This window comes from Serpentinimonas sp. SSL01 (assembly GCF_056323735.1).
Map to the genome: position 1 here is coordinate 1,636,731 of NZ_CM150487.1, position 23,219 is coordinate 1,659,949.

Below are 23,219 nucleotides of genomic sequence, written 5' to 3' on the forward strand. Positions count from 1 at the left end.
GCGCTAGCGCCGCAGCGAATGCGGCCGCTCGCTGCGCTCCGGAATCAGCCCATGTGGCCTGAAGCGCAACACCAGCAGCAAGATCATGCCCATCACCATCAGCCGGATGTGCGCCGCGCCTTCGAGCAGGTGCGCGCGCAGCCAGCTCTCGGCCGGCAGCGTGCCGGTGACGACGTCCATAAACCACAACCCGATCGGTTCGGCCTGCACCCAGAAGAACCAGATCAGGAAGCCGCCCAGAATGGCGCCCAGGTTGTTGCCCGAGCCGCCCACGATCACCATGACCCAGATCAGGAAGGTGAAGCGCAGCGGGTTGTAGGTGTTGGGCGTGAACTGGCCGTCGATCGTCACCATCATGGCGCCGGCCACGCCGATGATGGCCGAACCGAGCACGAACACCTGCAGGTGGCGGCCGGTCACGTCTTTGCCCATGGCCTCGGCGGCGGTTTCGTTGTCGCGGATGGCGCGCATCATGCGGCCCCAGGGCGAGTGGATCGCGCTTTGCGCCAGCCAGAATAGCAGCAGCAGCACCCCCAGCGCCAGGCCGAGGTAGCCGAGCTTGACCGTGATCGAGGCCAGATCGGGCACCGTGGTGCCCAGGCGCAGCGCCCACTCCTGCACCCAGGCGGTTTGCTGCAGGTCGATCTCTTGCGGCAGCGGGCGCGGCAGGCCGTTGACGTTGTTGACCCCGCGCGTGAGCCACTCCTCGAAGCGCAGCACCGACAGGATGATTTCGGCTATGCCCAGCGTGGCGATGGCCAGGTAGTCGGAGCGCAGCCCGAGCGTGATCTTGCCGATCAGCCAGGCCGCGCCGGCCGCGAACAAGCCGCCCACGACCCACGACAGCATGATCGGCAGGCCGGCCCCGCCCAGGTAGCCGGTGGCGGCCGGGTTGACGGCCTCGATCAGCTCGACTGCCGGGTCGAAGAACTGGCGCGTGACGAGGTAGCCGCCGAGCAGAATCACCACCATGGTCCACATGCGGGCCCGGCCGCGGCGCATGCGCTTGTAGACCAGCAGTGCGACGGCCAGCGTGGCCAGCGACAGCAGCACCGAGGTGATGATGCCCGAGCCCCCGGCCTGCCAGGCCTCGGTGGTCGGCGGCATCGAGACCAGTACGGCGGCGATGCCGCCCAGCGCCGCAAAGCCCATCAGCCCGACGTTGAACAGGCCGGCGTAGCCCCACTGCACGTTCAGGCCCAGCGCCATGATGGCGCCGATGACGCAGTAGATGGCGATGGTCAGCGCCAGCGACCAGCTCTGCAACACCCCCACCAGCACCAGCGCCAAGCCCATGAGGCCAAACAGCGCCGGCGCCCCGATGTAGCGATTCAACCAGGCGTTCATACCGATTTGCCTCCGAACAGGCCGGTGGGCCGTATCAGCAGCACCAGCACCAAAATGACGAACGAGACCGCAAACTTGTAGTCGGTCGAGAGCAGCTGCATCAGCCCTTCGGGGGCCCAGCCTTCGGGGCCTAGGTACTCAAACACGCGCCGCCAGGCGTAGGTCAGCAAGACCTCGGAGAAGGCGACGATGAAGCCCCCCGCAATCGCCCCCAGCGGGCTGCCTAAGCCGCCGACGATGGCGGCAGCAAAAATGGGCAACAGCAGCTGGAAGTAGGTGAAGGGCCTAAAGCCCTTGTCGAGCCCATACAGCACCCCGGCCACGGTGGCCAGCGCCGCCGCCAGCACCCAGGTGATCAGCACCACGCGGTCGGGGTTGATGCCCGAGAGCAGCGCCAGGTTCTCGTTGTCGGAGTAGGCGCGCATCGACTTGCCGGTGCGCGTGCGCTCGAGAAACCAGAACAGCGCCACCACGATCAGCAGCGCGCTCACCAGCGTCAGCGCCTGGCTGGTGCGAAACGACACCCCTTGCTCGAGCCCGGTGAACTCACGAAACTGCACCACGGTGAAGATGAAGCGCTCGCCGTCGGCAAAGTGCTGCTCGCCAGGGCCGATGACGAAGCGCACGATGCCGTTGAGCAGGAACATCACGCCCACCGAGCAGATCAGGAACACCACCGCCGGCGCTTTCTTGACGCGGTGGTAGCGATAGACCCAGCGGTCGCACAGCAGCATAAAAGCCACCGTGGCCAGCACCGCAAACGGGATCGCCAGCAGCGCAGTGGGCAAAAAGCCCAGATTCACGCCTTGGGCCTGCAGCCACCAAGTGAACAAAATGGCGATCATGGTGCCAAAGGCCATGGTGTCGCCGTGGGCGAAATTGGAAAAGCGCAAAATGCCATACACCAGCGTCACGCCCAAAGCGCCCAGCGCCAGTTGGCTGCCGTAGGCGGCTGCGGGCAGCAGCACAAAGTTGGTCAGCAGCGCCAGGGCATTCAGAATATCTTCCATGCTTTAGCCTCCCAGAAAAGTACGCCGCACCTCGGGGTTGGCCAGCAAGGCCGCGCCGCTGTCGGTGTAGCGGTTGCTGCCCTGCACCAGCACGTAGCCCTTGTCGGCGATGTGCAGCGCCTGGCGCGCGTTTTGCTCGACCATCAAAATCGCGATGCCGCTGCGCGCGACCTCGATGATGCGGTCAAACAATTCGTCCATGACGATCGGCGACACGCCCGCCGTGGGTTCGTCGAGCATCAGCAGCTTGGGCTGGGTCATGAGGGCGCGCCCGACCGCCACCTGCTGGCGCTGCCCACCCGAGAGCTGGCCGGCCGGCTGGCGCCGCTTTTCCTTGAGCACCGGAAACAGCGCATAGACCTGCTCGAGCGAGTGCCGGATGTCGTCGCGCCGGATGAAGGCGCCCATCTCGAGGTTTTCTTCGACGCTCATCGAGGTGAACACGTTGTGCGTCTGCGGCACGAAGCCCATGCCCTTGAGCACGCGCTGCTGCGGGCTCAAAGCGCCGATGTCCTCGCCGTTGAAGCGCACCTGGCCGTGGCGCAGGTTAAGCAGTCCGAAGATGGCTTTCATGGCGGTTGATTTGCCGGCGCCGTTGGGCCCGACGATGACCGCGATCTGGCCTTGCTCTACAGCAATGGTGCAGTCGTGCAGGATGTCGCTGCCGCCGTAGCCGCCGGTCATGTGTGCTGCGATCAGAAAGCTCATGACGCAGCCCCCGCTTTGTTTTTCAGGCCGCGGCCCAAGTAGGCTTCGATGACGTGCTCGTTGGCGATCACTTCGGCGGCGCTGCCTCGGGCCAGCACCCGGCCTTCGGCCATCACGATCACCGGGTCGCACAGGCGGCCGACGAAGTCCATGTCGTGCTCGATCATGCAAAAGGTGTAACCGCGCTCGCGGTTCAGGCGCAAAATCGCGTCGCCCAAGGTGTTGAGCAGGGTGCGGTTGACGCCGGCCCCGACTTCGTCCAGAAACACGATCTTGGCCTCGGTCATCATGGTGCGGCCGAGCTCGAGCAGCTTTTTTTGCCCGCCCGAGAGGTTGCCGGCCAGTTCGTCGGCCACGGCTTCGATCTGCAAAAAGCGGATCACATCGTCGGCCTTGGCGCGCACCGCTTCTTCTTCGGCGCGCACCTGGCCCGGGCGCAACCAGGTGCCCAGCAGCGTCTCGCCGCTCTGGCGCGGCGGCACCATCATCAGGTTTTCGCGCACCGTCAGGGTGGCAAACTCGTGCGCGATCTGGAACGTGCGCAGCAAGCCCTTGGCAAACAACTGGTGCGGCGCCAGCCCGGTGATGTCGGCGCCGTCGAGCAGCACGCGCCCCGCCGTGGGCTGGTAATGCCCGGCGATGACGTTGAACAGCGTGGTCTTGCCGGCGCCGTTGGGGCCGATCAGGCCGGTGATGCGCCCGGCCTCGATGGTCAGCGACACGTCATCGACGGCGCGGATGCCACCAAACTGCATCCGTAGGTTTTGGACTTCGATCATGGCTACAAAAGAAACGGCCCGCACCGATTGGGCGGACCGTTTTGTTGGGCGTGGATTAAAAGGGCGCCGGCGCCCCTTTGCAAGGGCGGCTGGCTGCGGATTAACTATCAGCGAAAGCCCGTGGTTTCCATGCGGCCGTTGCGCACTTCGATGATCCTGAAGCCACCGGCCGATTCGCCGGGGGGGATCAGGCGCACGGCCGAGGCCCCTTCGTAGTTGATGCGCCCGCCGGCCGCCAGAATGCGCAGCCCGCGCGCCAGATCACCGGCGTTGATGGTCTCGCCGGGGCCGTTGGCCACCGCCATCATGTGCTCGCGCACCCGTGCGCTGTCGGTCGAGTTGGCCGACTGCATCGCCAGCAGGATCAGCGCAGCGGCGTCGTAGGACTGGTGCGTGAAGGGGCCGATGCGGATGTTGGCCGCGCGCGCCAGTTCCTCGAAGCGGGTACCGCCGGGGCTTTCGGAGCCGGGCTTGGTGCCGAAGGAGCCGTTCAGGCCCGCGCCGATGGCCGGTGGCAGGCTGTCGCCGATCATGCCGTCAGGCAGGAAGAAGCGGTTGAAGGCGCCGCTGTCGAGCGCCGAGCGGATGATGCCGCGCCCGCCCTGGTCCACGTAGCCAGCCACGATCAGGATTTCACCCCCGGCAGCGGCCAACGCCGCCACTTCGGCGGTGTAGTCGCCCCTGCCGTCTTCGTGCGCGGCCGAAATGGTGATGCGCCCGCCCAAGCGTTCGAAGTTGCTGCGGATGCTGCTCGACAAACCGCGGCCGTAGTCGTTGTTGGTGAAGGTCATGGCGGCGCGCGTGATGCCGCGCTCGCGCAGCAGCTCGGCGATCACTTCGCCTTGGCGCGCATCCGACGGTGCGGTGCGGAAGAAGAAGTCGTTGTCGCGCACACCCGTGAGGGCCGGCGAGGTGGAGGACGGCGAGACCATCAGCACGCCCCGCGGCACGGCCACGTTTTGCAGCACGGCCGTGGTGGCACCCGAGCAGTCGGCGCCGACAATGGCGTTCACGCGCTCGGCCGTGATCAGGCGCTGCGCGGCGGCGGTGGCGGCGGCGGCATCGACGCAGGTCGAGTCGGCGCGCACCGCTTCCACGCGCGTGCCGCGCAGGAACAGGCCGCTGGCGTTGACTTCGCGGATCGCCAGCTCGGCGCTGGCGGCCATGGCCGGGGTGAGCGATTCGATCGGGCCGGTAAAGCCCAGCAGCACGCCCAAGCGCACTGGGTTGGCGGTGGCGGCGGCAGCGGCAGCCGGTGCCGGGGTCTGGGCTTGGGCTGCAAAGCCCAAGCTGGCCGCCAAGGCGGCAATGGCAAAGATCTTTTTCAAGTAAGGCTCCTGATAAGGGGGTAGGGGTAAACGCCGGGCAAGCCGCCCACGGAAACAACCAAGGTGCCAATCTTAGCAGCAGTTGCCGCCAGCTTTCATGAAATTGACACGCTGCCATGGGCAAGCCAGTGTGTACCACGATGCAGACGCCTGCGCACCAGCTCCCAGCCTAAAAGCAATAAGCATGCCTGTTGTGTCGCAGCTTTGCCGCCCCAAATCGGTGCACTTCCAACTCGGTTAAAGTCGCTTTCAAATCCCGCCTGCCCTTTCATGAACCGGCCCCTTGCTCCGCCCCCGCCCGCTTCTGCGCCCAACCGTCCGCGCGCACTGCACCAGTCGGCGGCCTTGGTGGTCGATGGCAACCCGAGCACGCGCATGACTCTGGCCGGCCAGTTGCGCGGCATGGGCTTGCAGTCGGTGAGCCAAACCAGCCGCATCAGCGAGGCGCGGCGCGAACTGGAGCGCAACCCCTTCGACGTGGTGATCTGTGGCGACCAGTTCCCCAAGGGCGGCGGCAGCGGCCAAGAGCTGCTCGACGACCTGCGCCGCAGCGGGCTGCTGCCCTACGCCACGGTGTTTATTTTGCTTACCGACGAAGCCACTTACCTCAAAGTGAGCGAAGCCGCCGAGTCCTCGGTGGACAGCTACATCGTGCGCCCTTACTCGGCCGGCAGCCTGTACGACCGCATCGAGCAGGCGCGGCTGCGCAAGGCCGCGCTGCTGCCCATCTACCAAGCGCTGGAAGCACAGCAGCCCGAAGAAGCGGTGCGGCTGGCGCACGAACGCGTGGCCGCGCGCGGGCCGCAGTGGCAACAAGCGGGCCGCCTGGGGGCCGAGGTGCTGCTGCGGCTCGAGCGCATGGACGAGGCGCGCGCCTTGTTTCAACTGCTGTGGGACGCCGACCCCAAGCCCTGGGCCTTGCTCGGCGTGGCGCGCGCGCAGCTCGACGCTGGCGCCACCCACGCGGCCCTGCAGACCCTCAAGGCCTTGATCGAAGCCGCCCCCGACTACCCCGAGGCCTACGACGTGTTGGGCCGCGCCCAATTGGAGCTGGGCCAGTTTCAAGAGGCACTATCGACCCTGCACAAAGCGCTGACCCTCACCCCAATGGCCATCGGCCGCCAGCAGCGGCTGGGCATGCTGGCCTTTTTTTGCGGCGATCGCGAACGCGCTTTTGAGCTGCTGGAGCGCTCCACCTACCTCGGGCTGGATTCCAAAATGTTCGACAGCGAGTGCCTCCTGCTGTTGGCCCTGTCGGCCTATGCGCACCAGCAACCGGCGCAACTCGAGCGCCACCAAGCCGAGCTGCGCAAACGCCTGCGCGCCACCCCGCACGATCTGCGCTTGCAACGCTGCACCGACCTGATCGCCGCCTTGTCCCACGACCAACAAGGGCAGGTGGACAAAGCCCGCAACCTGATTGCCCAAGCGTGCCAGCAGATCGACGCACCGACCTTCGACATGGAGGCCGCCTGCAACCTGCTCTGCGCCTTGGCCTACCTAGGGCAGCGCCAAAGGGATCTGCTGCCAGACCCGAAAGCGATCGATCGCATGGGGCGCCGCTTTGCCACCAGCAAAGCCATGGGCGACCTCTTGGCCAACGCCGCCAGCGCCCACCCTCCGTTTGTCGAGCGCCTGCAGCAGGCTCAGGATCACATGGTGGAATTGATCGAGCGCACGCTCAAGGCCGCCAACGGCGGCGAGCCCAAAACTGCCTTTGCCGAGTTGCTGCGCACCGCCCAAGGCTCGTTAAACGCCCGAGCAGTAGAGACGGCCTGGCTGGTGCTGCAGCGCTATGGCAGCGACATTGCCGCCTCCGACAGCCAGCGCACGCAGCTGGCGCAACTGCGCGCCGACTATGGCACCGCGCGCAGCAAACCGGCGCTGGGCGACCCGCGGCTGCGTCCGGCGGGCGGAGTCAACCTAGGTGCAATGGACCGACCGCCAGCGCCCGAGTGACACACCCAGCCAAGGCCCCCAGCCCCGAACCACAATCAGGCCGTTTTTTGATCCGGACGGTCAGGCGTTTTTTTTCCAGCGCGGCGGCTCGCCGGTGCGCGGCAGCAAGGGCTGGTCGGCCAAGCGGCCGATCTCGGTGCGCAGCGACTCGGCCCAGGCGCGGCGGTCGCGCCCTTGCGCCGCATCGGGCTCGCCCCAGTGCAAGGTGGCTTGCAGGTCGCGGGCGCAAACGATGCGCCAGACCGACGCAAAAAGGTTGGTGTTGCCGCAGTACACCGGCGCCTCGTGGCGCGCCGCCTCGCCCAGCAGCGCCTGCCCGTGGCCGTGCAGATAGACCACGGCCACGGGCAGGATTGGGCAGTCGGCATCCACCGCCGCCTGCAACAGGGAGGCATGAAAGGGCAGAATGCCCTGCCCGTCGCCCGTGGTGCCCTCAGGGAACAGCGCCACCAGATCGCCCGCACGCAACGCGGCAGAAGCCTGCTGCGCCACGCGCAGCGCGTCGCTGCGCTTTTGGCGCTCGATGAACAAGGTGCCGGCGCGCTCGACCAAGGTGCCCAGCACCGGCCAGCGCCGCACCTCGGCCTTGGAGATAAAGCGGCACGGCTGGCTGGCGTTGATGATCAAAATATCGAGCCAGGAAATGTGGTTGCAGATCACCAACAAGGGCCCGGCGGAGGGCGGCTCGCACAGCACCTGCAGCCGCACCCCCATGATCGCCAGCGCCTGCTGCGTCCAAGCGCGCACAATGCGCTCGCGCTCGGGCGCCCCGAGCTTGGGGAAACGGTACAGCAGCAGGTACAGGGCCCAAAAGATATGGCCCGCCAGCCGCAGCAGGCGCCCGATGGCGCGCACGCGCTTCATGTATTAAGCCACCGCCGCATCAGGCCCGGCGCGGCTGCGCCGCGTCATAGACCACCTGCCCGCCCACCAGCGTGGCGCGCACGCTGGCCGGCAGCTCGCGCCCTTCGAAAGGGGTGGTGCGGCCTTGGCTGCGCAGCGCGCCGGCGGCCACCGTCCAAGGGCGCCGGGGGTCGATCAGGCACAGGTCGGCCACACCGCCTTCGCTGACGCAGCCCAAGCTGTCTTGCAGCGAGCCCAGGCTGCCCCCCAGCACCCGCGCCGGCCCGGCGGTGAGCACCTCGAGCGCGCGCAGCAGCGGCAGCCGCTCTTGTTCGGCCCACAGCAAGGCCAGACCCGCCAGCAGCTCAACCGCCGTGGCGCCCGGTTCGGCCTCGGCAAAGGGCAGCACCTTGGCGTCGGCCGCCACCGGGTTGTGGTCCGACACCAGCGCGTCGATGGTGCCGTCGGCCAGCGCGGCGCGCAGCGCGGCGCGGTCGCTGGGCTGGCGCAGCGGCGGCTGCAGGCGCGCGCGGGTGTCGTAGTGGCCGATGTCGGTGTCGCACAGGTGCAGGTTGTGCACGCTGACGTCGCAGCTCAGTGGCAAACCGGCCGCCTTGGCCTGACGCACCAGTTCGACCGCAGCGGCCGAACTGAGCCGGCACAGGTGCAGGCGCAGCCCCGGCCCGGATCTCGAGGCGCTGGCGTGCACGCCACGCAGCAGCTCCAGCGCGGTGTGCACCGCCAGCACCTCGGCCGCCACGGGTATGCCGCTCAAGCCCATGCGCGTAGCCAGCGGGCCGCTGGCCACCACGCCTTGGCCCAGCCAGAAGTCTTGCGGCCGCAGCCAAACGCTGTAGCCAAAGGTGGCGGCGTACTGGAAAGCGCGCTGCAACACCTGGGTGTTGACGATCGGCAGCTCGGCCTGCCCAAAGCCGATGCAGCCGGCCTGGCTGAGCTGCACCATCTCGGTCAGCGCCTCGCCCTTGAGGCCGCGCGTGAGCGCACCGAGCGGAAACACGCGCGCTTGGCGCAGCTTTTGCGCCCGCGCCTTGAGCATGTCCACCAGGCCGGGCTCGTCGAGCACCGGGTCGGTGTCGGGCGGGCAGACCAGGCTGGTGACGCCGCCGGCCAGCGCCGCCCCCAGCTCGGACTCCAGCATGCCGGCGTGCTCCTGCCCCGGCTCGCGCAGGCGCAGGCACAGGTCCACCAGGCCGGGCACGACCAAGCAGCCGCTGGCGTCGAGCACCCGCTCGGGCGCAGAATCGGACGCAGATTCTGACGCAGTATTGGGCCACGCCGCGCCCGGCTCCGCGATGCGCACGATGCGCCCGCCGGCGATGGCCACGTCGGCCAGCCGATCGGTCTGGCTGGCCGGGTCGATCAGCCGCCCGCCCCGAATCAGTGTCTTCATGCTTGCTGCTCCGCTGTTCGTTTAGGCTTCATTGGCGGCGACGATGCCCATCACCGCCATGCGCACCGCGATGCCAAAGGTCACTTGCGCCAGCACCACGCTCTGCGCGCCATCGACCACGCTGGAGTCGATCTCGACGCCGCGGTTGACCGGCCCCGGGTGCATCACGATCGCGTCGGGCTTGGCCCAGCGCAGCCGCTCGGGCGTGAGGCCAAAGCATTGAAAATACTCTTGGCTCGAAGGCAGCAGGGCGCCGTTCATGCGCTCGTTTTGCAGCCGCAGTGCGATCACCACGTCGCAGCCGCGGATGCCCTGCTCCAGGTCGTGGCAGACGCGCACCCCCATCGAGGCCAGATCGGCGGGCACCAGCGTGCGCGGCCCGACCACGCGCACGTCGGGGCAGCCCAGCGTGCGCAGGGCGTGGATGTCGGAGCGCGCCACGCGCGAATGCAGCACGTCGCCGACGATGGCCACCGACAACTGGCTGAAATCGCCCTTGTGGTGGCGGATGGTGTACATGTCCAGCAGCCCCTGCGTGGGGTGGGCGTGGCGCCCGTCGCCGGCGTTGATCACATGCACGTGCGGCGCCACGTGCTGCGCGATCAGGTAGGGCGCGCCCGATTCGCTGTGGCGCACGACAAAGATGTCGGCCGCCATGGCGCTCAGGTTGGCGATGGTGTCGAGCAGCGATTCGCCCTTGGCCGCCGAGCTGCGCCCGATGTCGAGGTTGATCACGTCGGCCGACAGGCGCGTGGCGGCGATCTCGAAGGTGGTGCGGGTGCGGGTGCTGTTCTCGAAAAACAGGTTGAACACGCTCTTGCCGCGCAGCAGCGGCACTTTTTTGACTTCGCGCTGGTGCACACCCACGAAATTGGCCGCCGTGTCGAGGATGTGCAGCAAAATCTCGCGCGGCAGCCCCTCGGTCGAGAGCAGGTGGACGAGTTCGCCGTGGCGGTTGAGTTGCGGGTTGGGGCTCATGTGGCGCTCCCCTTTAGGCTGCTGCCGGACATAGCGCTGGAAACAGGGCTGGCGGGGGCGACCTCGAAGTCGAAGCCGCCCTCGGCGCGGCGCACCAAGTCAAAGCGCAGCGCGCGGTCCAGCGGCAGCCGCACGGCGGCAAAGTCGGCCGCCAGCGGCAGCTCGCGCCCGCCGCGATCCACCAGCACCGCCAGCCGCACACAGGCTGGGCGACCGTAGTCGTAGAGCTCATTGATCACGGCGCGCAGCGTGCGGCCGGTGTAGAGCACGTCGTCGATCAGCAGCACCTCGGCGCCGCTCACCTCAAAGGGCAGGCTGGTTTGGCCGCCGCGCGCGCGCAGGCCGCGCTGGGCGTAGTCGTCGCGGTGCAGGGCCGACGAAATCACGCCGGCGCGGCCCGGCAAACCCAGCTCGGCGTGCAAGCGCTCGGCCAGCCAGGCCCCGCCGGTGGCCACCCCAACCAGGTGCGGCGTCGTGGCGCTGCCGGCCAGCAGGGTTTGCACGCCGCGCTTGAGCTCGGCGTACAGCTGTTCGGCATCGAGTAGCAAATGGCTCATGGCAGGCTCCTCAAAAACTGCTCCAAGATGATGCAGGCGGCGGCGGCATCGGCGTCACGCGCGCCCTGGCTGTGGGCTTCGGTGCTGCTGTAGCGCTCGTCCACCTCGTACACCGGCAAAGCAAAGCGGCCGCGCAACTGGCGCGCAAATTTTTGCGCCAGCGCCGTGTTGGCGTGTGCAGCGCCGTCGGGGTGGGTGGGAATGCCCACCACCAACGCATCGGGCTGCCATTCGCGCACGCGCGCTTCGATCAGCGGCCAGCGCGCCGCCCCTTCGGCGCGCAGCGTGGGCTGTGGGCTGGCGCTGCGCGTCAGGCGGTTGCCGCTCGCCACGCCGGTGCGCTTGAGCCCCCAGTCAAAGGCCAAAAACCGCTGCTGGCTGTCTGGTACGGACTGCAGCGGGCTGGGTGCCGAAGCGGCAGCCGCGGCCGCAGCCGCAGCCGCCAAGGCGGCATTGGGCGGCAAAGCCTCGCTGACCGCCGTCATGCATGCCCCGCGCCCGGTGCCAGCATCCACGACTGCAGCCCCAGCAAGGCCATGGCCTTTTCGTAGCGCTGCGCCAGCGGGGTGTCGAAAATCAGGGCCGGGTCAGCGTCTACCGTCAGCCAGCTGTTCTCGCCAATCTCGGACTCGAGCTGGCCCTCGCCCCACGAGGCGTAACCGAGGGTAAACAACATTTTGCTGGGCCCAGCGCCGCAGGCCATGGCCTCGAGCACGTCGCGCGAGCTGGTCATCTCCAGCCCGCTGCCGGCGATTTTGAGGCTGGCCGCGTAGGCGCTGGGCAGCGCCGATGGCGCGCTGGCCTCAGATTGTGCGTCTGGCGGCGCGTCGGGTTGCACATTGGGATCGTCAACGGGCTGCTCGTTGCGCGCCGACGCATCGCGCTCGGGTTGCGCTGCGTCATCGGACTCGAGGCCGGCCAGCGCTTCGCGCAGGGCGCGCGCCACCGCCGGTGGGGTGTGGTCGCTGCCCACCGCCTGCACCGCCCCCATGGCCGGGTGCAGCACAAAGCCGCGGTCGGTTTGCAGCGGCCCGCCGAGCAACACCGGTTGCGGCGCCAGCTCGCTGCGGCGCAGCGGCAAATCGACCTTTTCGAACAACTCGCCCACGGTGAGATGGCTGGGTTTGTTGATGATCAAACCCATGGCCCCGCGCGGCGAGTGCTCGCACAAAAACACCACGCTTTTGCCAAAAAGCTCGTCTTTGAGGCCCGGCATGGCGATTAAAAAATGGTGTGTCAGGTCAGTGGGTGCAAAATCCGAATTCATGCCGTGCATTCTAAGCGCCCACCCACATGACCCTAGCCCCCAAAACCTACCCCAGCGGTCTGGTCTGGCTGCGCCGCGACCTGCGCAGCCACGACCACGCTGCACTGCATCAAGCGCTGCGCCAGTGCCAGCGCGTCTGGTGCGTCTTTGTGTTCGATACCGACATCTTGCAACCGCTGCTCGAGCGCGGCCTGCAGGCGGACCGGCGGGTCGAGTTCATCCACGAGTCGCTCATCGACCTCGACGAGCAGCTGCGCGCGCTCGGGCGCAGCAACGGCACCGAAGGCGTGGGGCTGCTGGTGTGCCACGGCCGCGCCATTGAGCAAATCCCGCGCCTGGCCGCGCAACTGGGCGTGCAGGCGGTGTACGCCAACCACGACCACGAGCCCGCCGCCCTAGCCCGCGATGCCCAGGTGCGCGGCGCGCTGGCGCACGAGGGCGTGCTGCTGCACACCTACAAAGACCAGGTGGTGTTTGAACGCCATGAAATCCTCAACCAAAGCGGGCACGCATTCACCGTGTTCACGCCTTACAAAAAAGCTTGGCTGCAATCGCTCACCCCCAGCCACACGCAGCCGCACCCCGTGGAGCGCTTTGCCGACGCGCTGGCGCCCTTCCCGCCCGGCTTGGCCACCGGGGTGCCGCCGTTGGAAGCGCTCGGCTTTGTGCCCAGCAACCTGCGCGAGCTCAAAATCCGCACCGGCAGCCGCGGCGCGCTGGCGCTGCTGGAAGATTTTTTGGCGCGCATCGAGCACTACGGCCAAACGCGCGACTTCCCCGCCCTCAAAGGCCCCAGCTACCTGAGCGTGCACCTGCGCTTTGGCACCTTGAGCATCCGCCAAGCGGTGCGGCTGGCGCACGATCTGCACCAACAAGGGGTGGCCGGCGCCAGCACTTGGCTCAGCGAGCTGATCTGGCGCGAGTTTTACCAGCAGATACTGGCCCACTTTCCGCACGTGGCCGAGCGCGCCTTCAAGCCCGTCTACGACCGCATCCGCTGGGAGCACGGCAAAACAGCGCAAGCCCACTTTGCCGCTTGGTGCGCGGGCCAGACCGGCTACCCGCTGGTGGATGCGGCCATGCACCAGCTCAACCAGAGCGGCTACATGCACAACCGCCTGCGCATGGTGGCCGCCAGCTTTTTGTGCAAAGACCTGGGGCTGGACTGGCGCTGGGGCGAGCGCTACTTTGCCGATCATTTGATCGACTTCGACCTTGCCGCCAACAACGGCGGCTGGCAGTGGTGCGCCTCCAGCGGCTGCGACGCGCAACCGTACTTCCGCATCTTCAACCCCGTGCTGCAAAGCGAAAAGTTCGACCCCCAAGGCAAATTCATCCGGCGCTATTTGCCGCCATTGGCCAGCCTGCCCGACGCGCAGCTGCACGCACCGTGGCGCGCATCAGCCCACGATCTGGCGGCAGCCGGCGTGGTGCTGGGGCGCAACTACCCGGCGCCGCTGGTGGACCACTTCGAGGCGCGCGCGCTCACGCTCGAGCGCTACGCCGTGGCGCGCACCGAAACCTAGGGCTGAGCGCTGCGCGCACAGGCTTCCCGCACCCAAGCCAGCAGTTCAAGCTCAGAATAGGGCTTGCCCAGGTAATGCTCGACCCCCAGTGTGCGTGCATGCTGGCGGTGCTTTTCAGCCAAGCGCGAGGTGATCATGATGGTCGGTAAATCGGCCCAGCGCGGGTCTAGGCGCATTCGATGCAGCAACTCGAACCCGTCCATGCGCGGCATTTCAATATCGCACAGCATCACTGCGGGCTGCTCGACTGCAAGACGCTGCAAGGCCTGCACACCGTCACTGGCCAGCGCCACGCGATAACCCTCGCGCTGCAGCAAACGCTGGGTGACGCGGCGCACCGTGATGGAGTCGTCTACCACCAGCACCAGCGGGGCCGCTGCAGGCCCGACGGGAGTGGCCTGCGTCGCTGCTGTTTTGCTGGTGGCGCCAGCGCGATGTTCGCGCACCCACTGGCGCGCCGCCTCGGCGCACAAGGCCGTCAGGGCGACCGGGTTGTAGATCAGGCACACGGCACCCGAGGCCAACGCAGTGGCCCCTGCCAAGCCTGGCAAGCCCACCAAAGGCGGGCCCAAGGGCTTGAGCACCACCTCTTGCACCTCAAGCACCTCGTCCACATGCCATGCCACGCGCTGACCCGCACTATAAAACTCAACCACCTGCCACTGCCGTGCCTGCTGCGAGGCCTCATCCGTGCTCTCGGCCGACAAGGCCAACAGTGCCCCAGCCCAATGAAAGGCGATCGGCCCTGCAGCCTCACTAGACCAGCGGCCTCGGACGTAGGCGGCTGTAAGGGCAGGGGCTTGCGCTTGGTGAACTTGCAGCACCAAGTCGGAAGGTACGCCAAAGACAAAATCACCCACACGCAGCATCTGAACCTGGCTAAAGCTGCTGCTGCGAGGCAACCAAAGCCGAAATGCACACCCCCCCGCTGGGGGTGCTAGGCAGTCGATGCGACCACCGAGCGCACGCACCTCGCTGCGCACGGCATCGAGCCCAATGCCACGCCCAGCCACTTGGGTGACCTCATCCGCTGTGCTCAAACCCACAGCAAAAACCAGCCGCTGGGCCTGCTCCAGACTCCATTGCCCGGCCTTCGGATGCAGCCCTAAGGCGATAGCGCGCTGATGTATGCGCTCGCTATCGAGCCCGGCGCCGTCGTCGCTCAAAGTAATGGACAGGTCTTTGTCGTGGGATTGCAGCGCAATCGAAATCCGGCCAGGCAGCGGCTTGCGCAACAGGTGGCGCTGCACATCGGTCTCCAGTCCGTGCACGACCGCGTTGCGCAACAAGTGTTCGAGCACTGGAACCAAACGCTCCAAGACGCTGCGCTCGAGCTCGAGTTCACCGTGTTCTAGGCGCAGTTCCGCCGTTTTTCCACAGTCCTCAGCCGCCAGCCGCACACAGCGCTGCAAGCGCTCGCCCAGCGAATCAAAAGCCACCAGTCGGCTGCGCAACAAATCCCGCTGCAAATCGCGCGTCTGGCGGGTCTGCGCTGCCAAGTTGCCCTCAGCAGACTGCATCGCCCGCTGCAATTGGTGCTGCACCACGGCTACGTCGTTGATCGCTTCAGCCATCAGGCGCGTAAGCTCCTGGGATCGGGTGTAGCGGTCAAGCTCGAGCGGGTCGAAGCGCGGATCGGGAGACGAACCTTGCACCACGGCAGGAGATCTCTGCGATTCGGTCTGCAGTTCAAGTTCGCGCAACTGGCTGCGCAGACGGGCCACGTTGGTGGCCATGTCCTCGAACGAGCGGCGCACACCCAACAAATCCGACTCGATGCGGGTGCGGCTCAGGCTGAGATCGGCGGCGTGCAGCACCAGCCGGTCGAGCCAGTCGGCGCGCACCCTCAGGGTACTGACCACTGGACTCGGTTGCAGCAACTCGGGCGCAAACTCTGCCACCGCATGGCTCGGCCGATGCGCAACTGGAACGTCGGCTTGCGCCTTGACTTTGGCTTGGGCGCTGCGGCGGCGCAGCTGTGCCAGGTCGGCTTCGACCTGCTCCAGCTCTGGCTCGAGCGCATGCAAAGCGGTGGACTCGGGCACATCAGGCAGTGCCAGCACCCGGCTTTCGAGTCGATGCAAGCGCTCTCCCAGCTGCATGGCGCCGGCCAGACGGGCGCTTCCCTTCAAGGTATGCAGATGGCGCAGCAACTCACTGCGTGCCACCCCGTGCTGTGGACGGGCTTTCCACTGACGCAAGGCGGCACCCAGCTGAGGCAACAACTGCTGCGCCTCGTCATCGAAAACGGCAAAAACAGCAGGGTCGAGTACAAGGTCGCGCAGAAAAGCGGGGGCCAACTCGGCCTCGGGCACGACCGTAGACTGCGGCGTTGACGTCACCTCGCCGGATCGATCCCCTGGCGCAGCCCCAGCCACCCGCAATGCACCAGACTCAGAGCGCGTTTCGCTTGATGGCACCAAGCCCGCCAGAGCAGCCAAGGTCTCGGGCTGAGGGTTGCGCAACACACCGGCAGCAAATTGATGCAGGATTGCGCGCATCTGCTGCGCCGCTTCAATCAAGACCGCCTGCACCGGCTGCTGCAAGCGGGCACCCCCAGCAACCGGCAGCAACCGCTCCAGTGCTTGCTCCAAGGCACGCGCCAGCTGTGACAGACCCTCATGACCCACTGTGGCCGCGCCTCCAGCAAGCGCATGCGACCATTCAAAGAGCGGCGGTACAGTGGCCAGCTCCGGCTGCTCGAGCCCCTGCAGCAGACGGCGCGACCAGTCGTCGGCTTCGGCCAAAAAAACATTGAACAGATCGAGTTCTATGCGCAGCGGCCCCACTTCCTTGACGGGCTGATCAAGCACGGGCGGCAATTGAAGCGCATCGCGCAGCAGCGGCACGCGCTCGGGGTCGGGCGGTGATTGGAGCGGCAACGAAGCCTCGGCAATCGGTGCAGCCGGGAGCTCGGGTCGCATGAATTCGACTGTTGACGCCGCATCACTGGCTTGAGTCGATCCAAGGCCGAGAGCCTCGCGGATGCGTTCCAACGCGGTTGCGCACTGCTGCAACAAATCGGGGGTAGCCGGGAGGCGATCGGCCAGCCAGGTGTTGAGCACCTGCTCCACACCCCAGGCCAATTGACCCACCTGCGTCTGGCCCACCATGCGGGCGCTGCCTTTGAGGGTGTGAAAGGCGCGGCGCGTGGCCAGCAGGTTCGGCGCGCTGTCGGGCTGCAATTGCAACGCCGCCAACGATTGCGTGATTTGCTCCTGTAGGGCCTGCGCCTCGTCTAAAAACACCTCAAGCAAATCATCGGACTCGGACAACTCCGAAACAGAATCGGCGTCGGCCTTGGTGACACCGGCTGCATCCACCGCCGCATTGATTTGAGGCGCCGAAGTGGCCGCAGAAGCCACAGGGCGCAACGCCTGCAAGCGTTCGGTTGCAGGGTCAAACGCAAATGCCTCGCTAGCCAGTTCGGTTTGCTGCGACATGGCTTCCAGCAGCAACTCCAAGGCCGAAAAGTTGTCGGCCAACCATTGGGCCGATTCCAACTCTGCGCGCTGCGATGCGCTGGCTGTCTCCAGGGCCGCAAACCAACGCCGCATTGCTCCCAAAGTTGAAACCACAGGCTTCAAGTCCAGCCACTCGGCAATTTTGTACAGCGCATCGAAGCGTGGCCAAATCGCTTCGTCGGGCATGGCTGTCGGGACGCTTTGTTTGGCCTGCAACCAAGTCTCGAGCGCACGCTCGAGCTCGTTCAAATCGCTGCGCATCTGCCCGTACAGTGCGGCTTGGCTTTGGCGCTCGCTGAAGTTGCAGTAGCGCTCGCTCATCCAACTGGGAGCAGGCGGCAGCGGCAGTCCGTGGGCGCAGGCATGCAACCGTTGCAGCAGGTCCTGCTGGCGCTGGTACGCTGCGTTTGCATCAACCCGCTCGGTCGAGCGCGAGTCGGCAGAGTCGATCTGCGGGTGCGCATCGAAGTCATCGAGCTCGGCACCCAGGCACAACAGCGTGCTGGAGACTTCGAGCGCCAGCCCGGGTGGCCATGCAGCAGGGTCATGACTAAGGCCTTGCACCAGGTCGGTGCACACGCGGCCCCAGCTGGTTGCTCTGGATGGGTCTGAAGAGGGGGCAACCGCATCAGCCGACGGCTGAAGGGTCGAATCAGGCACCGCAGACTGGGGCAACCCCTGCCACAAGGCATCTAGGCTGCCACCCAAGCGCTGCATGGCTGCACCAAACTGATCGCCGCCCTCCCCGGCACTCCGGCGCTCCCAGGCCCGTTGGGCCGCATGCAACGCAGACTGTGCCTGTGCAAGCCGCAACGAATCGTCCTGCCCCAAATTTGACTCTGACTGCCCGAGCAAATCTGGTGGCTGCCAGCCATAAGTCTGCCGGATGGCCTGGACATGCAAACTGCCAATCCTGATGGCCGCAGCCGGCAAGTGGGCCACCAAGTACAGCAAGTCGTGGGTGTGGCGTGCCCATGGCTCGAATCGGCCTTGGGCCAGGGCGTTGTATTGCGTCAGCACGCCGGTAACGGCCCGCTTGACGTAGAGCGTGTCGGGCAGACAGCCCTCGGCCAAGGCCTCAAAGCAGGCCGCAGCAGCCAGCCAATACTGTGCCGCTTCGGGCACTGAGGCCCCGCGTGCCAAACCAGCGGTCAAGGGCACCAACGCCGCCGCTGCGGCGGCATCGCGGCTCTTGACCACCGCCAGCACATGGCGCTCGAGCCGGGTGCGCAACGCCGGTTCCGGGGTCAAGGCCGGCCCAGCGGGCAGGGGCACCATGCGCGGCTCGCAGGGCCACAAATCAGCCGGATGAATGCGCGCCGCACCGGCCAGTTGCTGCCATGCCAGATAGGTTGGGTACAGCGCTTGCGGCGACACCGGGCGCTGGCGCAGTTCGCGCCAGAGAAAGTCCAGCAACACCCGGCAGCCGGCGCTGACGGCGGCGGCTGCCGCCTCGGTGGCCAGGGCAGGCTTGGCGATCAGCTTGCCCACAGCCGCCTCCAAGGCGCGCAAGGTCTGAGCGGCTGCGGCCAACTCGACCAATTCCAGCGCCCCCACCGCCTGGTGCAAGCGCTGGCTAAGCAGCCGCAGCTCGCTGGCATCGATCTCGGCCAAGTCGCCGCTGCGAGCCGCCACATTGTCAGAGACAAAGCGCAGCAGCGTGGCATCGGCCTCTTGCAGACACTGGCGCAGCTCTTCGTAAACCCATCCCAGGGGCCCCATACTCACCGCTTCTGACGCAGCAAAGGGCTGCAATCCGGCTTCAAGCGCACTGTGCGGGTTGGTTTGCATGGGGGCGCTGGTTGGATCGGCAGGGGAGGCGCTCAAGGCAGCTTTCATGGGCGGCCTTGGGCTCAGGCAATCTTAAAGCGAGTCACCGACAGGCGCAACTCTTCGGCCAGTTGCGCCAATTCGCGCAACTGCAGCACCGTAGCGCGCGTGCCCTCGCTGGCTTGCTCGGTCACCAGAAAGCCGTGTTGGATCTGCTTCGCCACCGCCCCAGCCTGCTGCGCTTCGTGGGTTGCGGTGGTGGCAATTTGGGCAACCAGGTCAGCCACTTGCACCGACAAGCGATCGATCTCGGCAAGCGCCGCCCCCACGTTGTCGGAGCGCTTCGTGCCTTCAACCACCTCGCGCGTCGAGCCCTCCATGGCCTGCACCGCGTCTTGGGTATCGACCTGAATGGCGCGCACCCGCGCAGCAATCTGGCTGGTGGCATCGGCGCTGCGCTCTGCCAAACGTTGCACCTCCTCAGCCACCACCGAAAAGCCGCGTCCAGCTTCGCCCGCCGCCGCGGCTTGGATGGCGGCATTGAGCGCCAGAACTTGTGTCTGCTCGGTGATGTCGTCGATCAGTTCGGTGATCTCGCCAATCTCTTGTGTAGATTCCCCAAGTCGTTTGATGCGCTTGGAAGTCTCTTGCATCTGCTGGCGGATGCGGTTCATGCCCTCGATCGCCTCGTGCACCGCACGCGACCCAGTTTCGGCCGCCTGACGCGATTGCTGCGCCGCAGTTGCCGCACCTTGCGTTTGCTGCGACACGCGTCCAATGCGCACCGCCATATCAAGCACCGACTGCGCGGTTTGACGAATTTCGCGCAGCTGCTCAGACGACGCAGAGAGCAACTTATTGGAAGCGCTTTCAACCCGGCCAGAGGTTTCGCCCACCCGCTCCGTGGTCCGCTGCACTTGGGCCACCAGACTGCGCAGCTCCTCGACCGTGTAGTTGACCGTATCCGCAATGGCCCCGGTCACGTCTTCGCTCACCGTGGCTTGCTGCGTCAGGTCGCCCTCGGCCACGCGCTGGAGCTCGTTCATCAGGCGCAGGATGGCCGCTTGCGTGGCCTCGTTGATGCGCCGGGTTTCCTGCTCCTGTTCTCGCGCCAAGACCTCAGAATCCACCAGGGCCTGCTGCTGCGCCAAGGCCGCCCGCTGCAACTGACCCATCATGGCGAGTGAGGACAACACCGCCAAAAATCCAAACCCAGCTGCAAACACGCTCCATGCTCCAGGGGGCAAATTGTGCGGCACCGCCCACTGTGGGTTGTACCACCCTTGCAACGCCGACAACACCATCAGCATGAGGAACAGCAGAAAAAACACCCACCAGTGGCTCGCACCCCACCACGACAGGTCGGCGGTAGCGATCACATCGATATCGGGGCGATCGGGGCGATCGGGAGTCGGGGCCACCTCGACATCGGGGCTCTCCAGGCGACCGGGAGTCGGATCGAGAGCGAGCGCCGCACTGTCGTTAGGGTTTAAGTCGCTCGTGGCTGCAGCGACAGGCTCGGTCGGCGTGCTGCCGGCCTTGGCAGAAAACATACGACGAAACACGGCAAACATGGACGACCTTAGCTAAGTAGGAGGCAAGGTGGGCTCGGAGCGAGAAAATCCTGAAAGCAACAAATTCTGAAACGCCGCCCGACTGCAAATTGCAGGCAAGTCGAGCTCCAGCCATTGCTGCCCTTGTGCATCTCGAGCCAGTCGTTGGACCCCGGAAGGATGGCCTGTGGCCGGAGCAAACTCCAAACTCTGTTCATAGCGCAAACCCAGCAAGCGGTCGGCACACAGCGCGGCACCAATGCCCAAGGCCGGACTCAACGACACCCAGTACTGGCCCGCCGCATCGAGCGCAGTTGGGGTGGCCTGCCCGGGTGCGGCGCAACCGAGCAACTGAGCCCAATCAAAAACCAACAAAATATTGCCACGCAAACCCGCCACGCCACACACCCAAGGTTGGCTGTGCGGTAAGCGCTGCAAAGGCGTCGGGGTAAAAATCTCACCCGCTTGGGCCAGCGGCACCAGGGCGAGGGCTCCTTGCCAGCCCAACGCCAACCATCCCGCTTGGGCACTGCGCCGACCCGACTCGGCCAGCTTGCGCTTCAATTCGGCTTCGTAAGATTTGCGGCTGGGTCGGCTGGAAGTCATCATGGTCAAGGGCGATGCTGCATTTTTAGCTCAGCGCCTCGATGTGCGCCAAAAGCGACTTGACGTCAATCGGTTTGGTGAAATACTCGCGCGCACCTTGGCGCAAGCCCCAAACCCGGTCCGACTCCAGATTTTTACTTGAACAAAGAAAAACCGGCACCTGACCGTACTGGGGGTGGCGCACCAATTGGCGTGTAAGGGCATAACCGTTGGTGCCAGGCATCACCACGTCCATCAGGATCAGGTCAGGCAACTCAACAGCCAACTCCTCTAGAGCCTGCTCGGCATTTTGGGCGACTCGCACCCGGTAGCCGTTGTTCCCGAGCAGCTTGCACAGGTGCAGCAATTCGGTACGCGAGTCGTCGATTACTAAGATATTTCGAACCATGGCATAAAACGTCTGTTAAGGCGCGCAAGGCGATCGCACCGCGTGTTGTTGCACCGCCTGCAGCAACTGCTCGCGACCAAAGGGTTTGCCCAAATGGTCTTGGGCGCCCGCCAGGCGGCCACGGGCCAAATCAAAAACGCCATCTTTGGAAGACAGCATCAGCACCGGCACGTGGGCAAAGCGCGCGTTGCGGCGAATGATGGCGCAAGTTTGGTAGCCATCGAGGCGCGGCATCAGGATGTCGCAAAACACCAGATCGGGCATGAAGTCGTGCAGCAGCGCCAGCGCTTGGTAGCCGTCCTCGGCCAAAAGCACCTCGTGCCCCCCTTCACGCAGAAACCGTTGAGCGCTCATCCGCACGGTCTGGCTGTCATCCACCACCAGCACTTTACAAGGTATTTTGGAGCTTTCCTGCATGGCGTGCCTTTGTGACTCGATCGTAATTTAAGCTTGTACGCCGGGCGCACAAAGCAGCAACATCGCAGTCACAAGGCCACCATTTCAAAGTCCTCCTTGCGCCCGCCACATTCTGGGCAGGTCCAATTCATGGGCACATCCTCCCAGCGCGTGCCGGGGGGCAAGCCGTGCTCCGGCGAACCTGCCGCTTCGTCGTAAACCCAGCCGCAGATCAGGCACATCCAAGTTTTGTGGGCGCTCATGGTTGAAAAATGCTTGACATAGAATGAAGACATTGTATCCAGCGCCGCCTGCACCCACAGACCCCTTCTGCCCACCGCGACCCAGCCGCCCCTGCATGAGCCCTGTTTTGCCTCCCCCTGCGCCCGCAACCGCACCCCCCGAGGCCGCAGCCCATGCCAGCCCGCCCTGCGTGCTCACCTTCAACGCCAACGACCCCTGCGGCGCCGGCGGCTTGTCGGCCGACCTCACCGCCATGAGCAGCGCCTCGTGCCACGTGCTGGCCATCGCCACCGGCTGTTACGTGCGCGACACGCGCAGCATCCACCACCACATTGCGCTCGACGACGAGCTAGTCGACGACCAAGCCCGCTGCGTGCTCGAAGACATCACCCCGCAAGCGATCAAGGTCGGCTTCGTGGGCAATGCCGACAACCTCGGCACCATCGCCGAGCTGCTGAGCGACTACGCCCACATCCCCGTGGTCTGCTACCTGCCCGACCTCACCTGGTGGGACGAAGTGGAGCGCGAAAACTACCTCGACGCGCTGGCCGAACGCGTGCTGCCGCAAACCAGCGTGCTGGTGGGCAACCACCACACCCTGAGCCGCTGGCTGCTGCCCGATTGGGCCCACGACCGCCCCCCTTTGGCGCGCGAAATCGCCGCCGCCGCCGCTGTGCACGGCGTGCCCTACACCCTGGTCACCGGCTTCAACGCCCCCGACCTCTACCTCGAGAGCCACCTCGCGGCCCCCGAAACGCTGCTCGCCAGCGCCCGCTTCGAGCGCTTCGACGCCACCTTCAGCGGCGCCGGCGACACCCTGTCGGCGGTGCTGTGCGCCCTGCTGGCCGGCGAGACCGACTTGCAAACCGCCTGCGCTGAAGCCCTCACCTACCTCGACCAGTGCCTGGTGGCCGGTTTTCAGCCCGGCATGGGCCACGCCATTCCCAACCGCCTGTTCTGGGCTCTGGATGATGACGAGCCCCCCGAAGGCGCAGCCGACCCCGACGACCCCACGGCCGGCCCGGCGCAGCAGCTCGAAGCCTTCCCCACCCCATCCCGCACCCACTGATTCCTTTTTTATCTCAT

At 66.1% G+C, this 23,219-nt stretch carries 19 protein-coding genes and 1 pseudogene; 3 read left to right on the forward strand and 17 right to left on the reverse strand.

Going from position 1 to position 23,219, the window contains the following annotated elements; genetic code table 11:
* Positions 1–3: 3 nt before the first annotated feature.
* From ACVMK0_RS07755 to ACVMK0_RS07775, 5 genes are all read right to left on the reverse strand, one after another.
* Positions 4–1,347 carry a branched-chain amino acid ABC transporter permease gene (locus ACVMK0_RS07755; RefSeq protein ID WP_476463446.1) on the reverse strand — a complete coding sequence of 448 codons (1,344 nt, stop codon included), beginning with the start codon at positions 1,345–1,347 and terminating at the stop codon, positions 4–6.
* Positions 1,344–2,357 (reverse strand): branched-chain amino acid ABC transporter permease, encoded by a 1,014-nt coding sequence (locus ACVMK0_RS07760; RefSeq protein ID WP_476463447.1) that lies wholly within the window; start codon positions 2,355–2,357, stop codon positions 1,344–1,346. Before ACVMK0_RS07760 ends, ACVMK0_RS07755 begins: the two co-directional genes overlap by 4 nt.
* Before the next feature lie 3 nt (positions 2,358–2,360).
* Entirely contained in the window at positions 2,361–3,065 is a 705-nt protein-coding gene (locus ACVMK0_RS07765) for an ABC transporter ATP-binding protein (RefSeq protein ID WP_476463448.1), read from the reverse strand.
* Positions 3,062–3,844, reverse strand: a complete 783-nt coding sequence (locus ACVMK0_RS07770; RefSeq protein WP_476463449.1) for an ABC transporter ATP-binding protein — start codon at positions 3,842–3,844, stop codon at positions 3,062–3,064. The genes ACVMK0_RS07765 and ACVMK0_RS07770 overlap by 4 nt, the downstream gene beginning before the upstream one ends.
* Before the next feature lie 107 nt (positions 3,845–3,951).
* A complete protein-coding gene (locus ACVMK0_RS07775; protein WP_476463450.1) occupies positions 3,952–5,172 on the reverse strand; it encodes an ABC transporter substrate-binding protein in 1,221 nt (406 codons plus the stop codon).
* Positions 5,173–5,442: 270 nt separating this feature from the next.
* Between ACVMK0_RS07775 and ACVMK0_RS07780 the strand changes: the two genes are divergently transcribed.
* On the forward strand, positions 5,443–7,131 hold the full coding sequence (locus ACVMK0_RS07780) for a tetratricopeptide repeat protein (protein ID WP_052468456.1): 1,689 nt from the start codon (positions 5,443–5,445) through the stop codon (positions 7,129–7,131).
* Between the two features lie 60 nt (positions 7,132–7,191).
* Here the strand turns inward: ACVMK0_RS07780 and ACVMK0_RS07785 are convergent, their stop codons facing one another.
* The 6 genes from ACVMK0_RS07785 to ACVMK0_RS07810 are packed head-to-tail and all read right to left on the reverse strand — an operon-like array spanning position 7,192 to position 12,187.
* The gene (locus ACVMK0_RS07785; protein ID WP_045536085.1) at positions 7,192–7,995 is read right to left on the reverse strand and encodes a lysophospholipid acyltransferase family protein; all 804 of its coding nucleotides are present in this window, start codon (positions 7,993–7,995) and stop codon (positions 7,192–7,194) included.
* Between the two features lie 19 nt (positions 7,996–8,014).
* Complete coding sequence (locus ACVMK0_RS07790) at positions 8,015–9,385, reverse strand: dihydroorotase (protein WP_476463451.1); 1,371 nt, start codon at positions 9,383–9,385, stop codon at positions 8,015–8,017.
* Positions 9,386–9,406: 21 nt separating this feature from the next.
* Positions 9,407–10,363, reverse strand: a complete 957-nt coding sequence (locus tag ACVMK0_RS07795) for an aspartate carbamoyltransferase catalytic subunit (protein ID WP_045536089.1) — start codon at positions 10,361–10,363, stop codon at positions 9,407–9,409.
* Positions 10,360–10,920, reverse strand: coding sequence for a bifunctional pyr operon transcriptional regulator/uracil phosphoribosyltransferase PyrR (pyrR, locus tag ACVMK0_RS07800; protein ID WP_082027307.1), 561 nt, complete (start codon positions 10,918–10,920; stop codon positions 10,360–10,362). The genes ACVMK0_RS07795 and pyrR overlap by 4 nt, the downstream gene beginning before the upstream one ends.
* A complete protein-coding gene (ruvX, locus tag ACVMK0_RS07805; protein WP_476463452.1) occupies positions 10,917–11,405 on the reverse strand; it encodes a Holliday junction resolvase RuvX in 489 nt (162 codons plus the stop codon). Before ruvX ends, pyrR begins: the two co-directional genes overlap by 4 nt.
* Complete coding sequence (locus ACVMK0_RS07810) at positions 11,402–12,187, reverse strand: YqgE/AlgH family protein (RefSeq protein ID WP_045537855.1); 786 nt, start codon at positions 12,185–12,187, stop codon at positions 11,402–11,404. The genes ruvX and ACVMK0_RS07810 overlap by 4 nt, the downstream gene beginning before the upstream one ends.
* Positions 12,188–12,213: 26 nt before the next feature.
* On the opposite strand from ACVMK0_RS07810, the gene ACVMK0_RS07815 reads away from it, so the two are divergent.
* The gene (locus tag ACVMK0_RS07815) at positions 12,214–13,713 is read left to right on the forward strand and encodes a cryptochrome/photolyase family protein (protein WP_250961072.1); all 1,500 of its coding nucleotides are present in this window, start codon (positions 12,214–12,216) and stop codon (positions 13,711–13,713) included.
* On the opposite strand, the gene ACVMK0_RS07820 is transcribed toward ACVMK0_RS07815, so the two are convergent.
* The 6 genes and pseudogenes from ACVMK0_RS07820 to ACVMK0_RS07845 all read right to left on the reverse strand — a co-directional run bounded on the left by ACVMK0_RS07820 (position 13,710) and on the right by ACVMK0_RS07845 (position 22,153).
* Positions 13,710–19,016, reverse strand: coding sequence for a hybrid sensor histidine kinase/response regulator (locus ACVMK0_RS07820; RefSeq protein WP_476463453.1), 5,307 nt, complete (start codon positions 19,014–19,016; stop codon positions 13,710–13,712). The two genes, ACVMK0_RS07815 and ACVMK0_RS07820, sit on opposite strands and share 4 nt — an antisense overlap.
* Before the next feature lie 14 nt (positions 19,017–19,030).
* Positions 19,031–20,140 (reverse strand): annotated as a pseudogene (locus ACVMK0_RS07825) (methyl-accepting chemotaxis protein); the annotation flags it as partial.
* Positions 20,141–20,533: 393 nt separating this feature from the next.
* Positions 20,534–21,109: a chemotaxis protein CheW gene (locus ACVMK0_RS07830; RefSeq protein ID WP_082027309.1), complete on the reverse strand. Its 576-nt coding sequence runs from the start codon at positions 21,107–21,109 to the stop codon at positions 20,534–20,536.
* 22 nt (positions 21,110–21,131) lie between these two features.
* Complete coding sequence (locus ACVMK0_RS07835; RefSeq protein WP_034109681.1) at positions 21,132–21,494, reverse strand: response regulator; 363 nt, start codon at positions 21,492–21,494, stop codon at positions 21,132–21,134.
* A 15-nt stretch (positions 21,495–21,509) separates the two neighbouring features.
* The gene (locus ACVMK0_RS07840) at positions 21,510–21,911 is read right to left on the reverse strand and encodes a response regulator (protein WP_045536095.1); all 402 of its coding nucleotides are present in this window, start codon (positions 21,909–21,911) and stop codon (positions 21,510–21,512) included.
* Positions 21,912–21,979: 68 nt separating this feature from the next.
* Positions 21,980–22,153 carry a rubredoxin gene (locus ACVMK0_RS07845; RefSeq protein ID WP_045537861.1) on the reverse strand — a complete coding sequence of 58 codons (174 nt, stop codon included), beginning with the start codon at positions 22,151–22,153 and terminating at the stop codon, positions 21,980–21,982.
* A gap of 95 nt (positions 22,154–22,248) precedes the next feature.
* Here ACVMK0_RS07845 and thiD point away from each other — a divergent pair, with 95 nt between their 5' ends.
* Positions 22,249–23,202 (forward strand): bifunctional hydroxymethylpyrimidine kinase/phosphomethylpyrimidine kinase, encoded by a 954-nt coding sequence (thiD, locus tag ACVMK0_RS07850; protein ID WP_250961069.1) that lies wholly within the window; start codon positions 22,249–22,251, stop codon positions 23,200–23,202.
* Positions 23,203–23,219 lie beyond the last annotated feature (17 nt).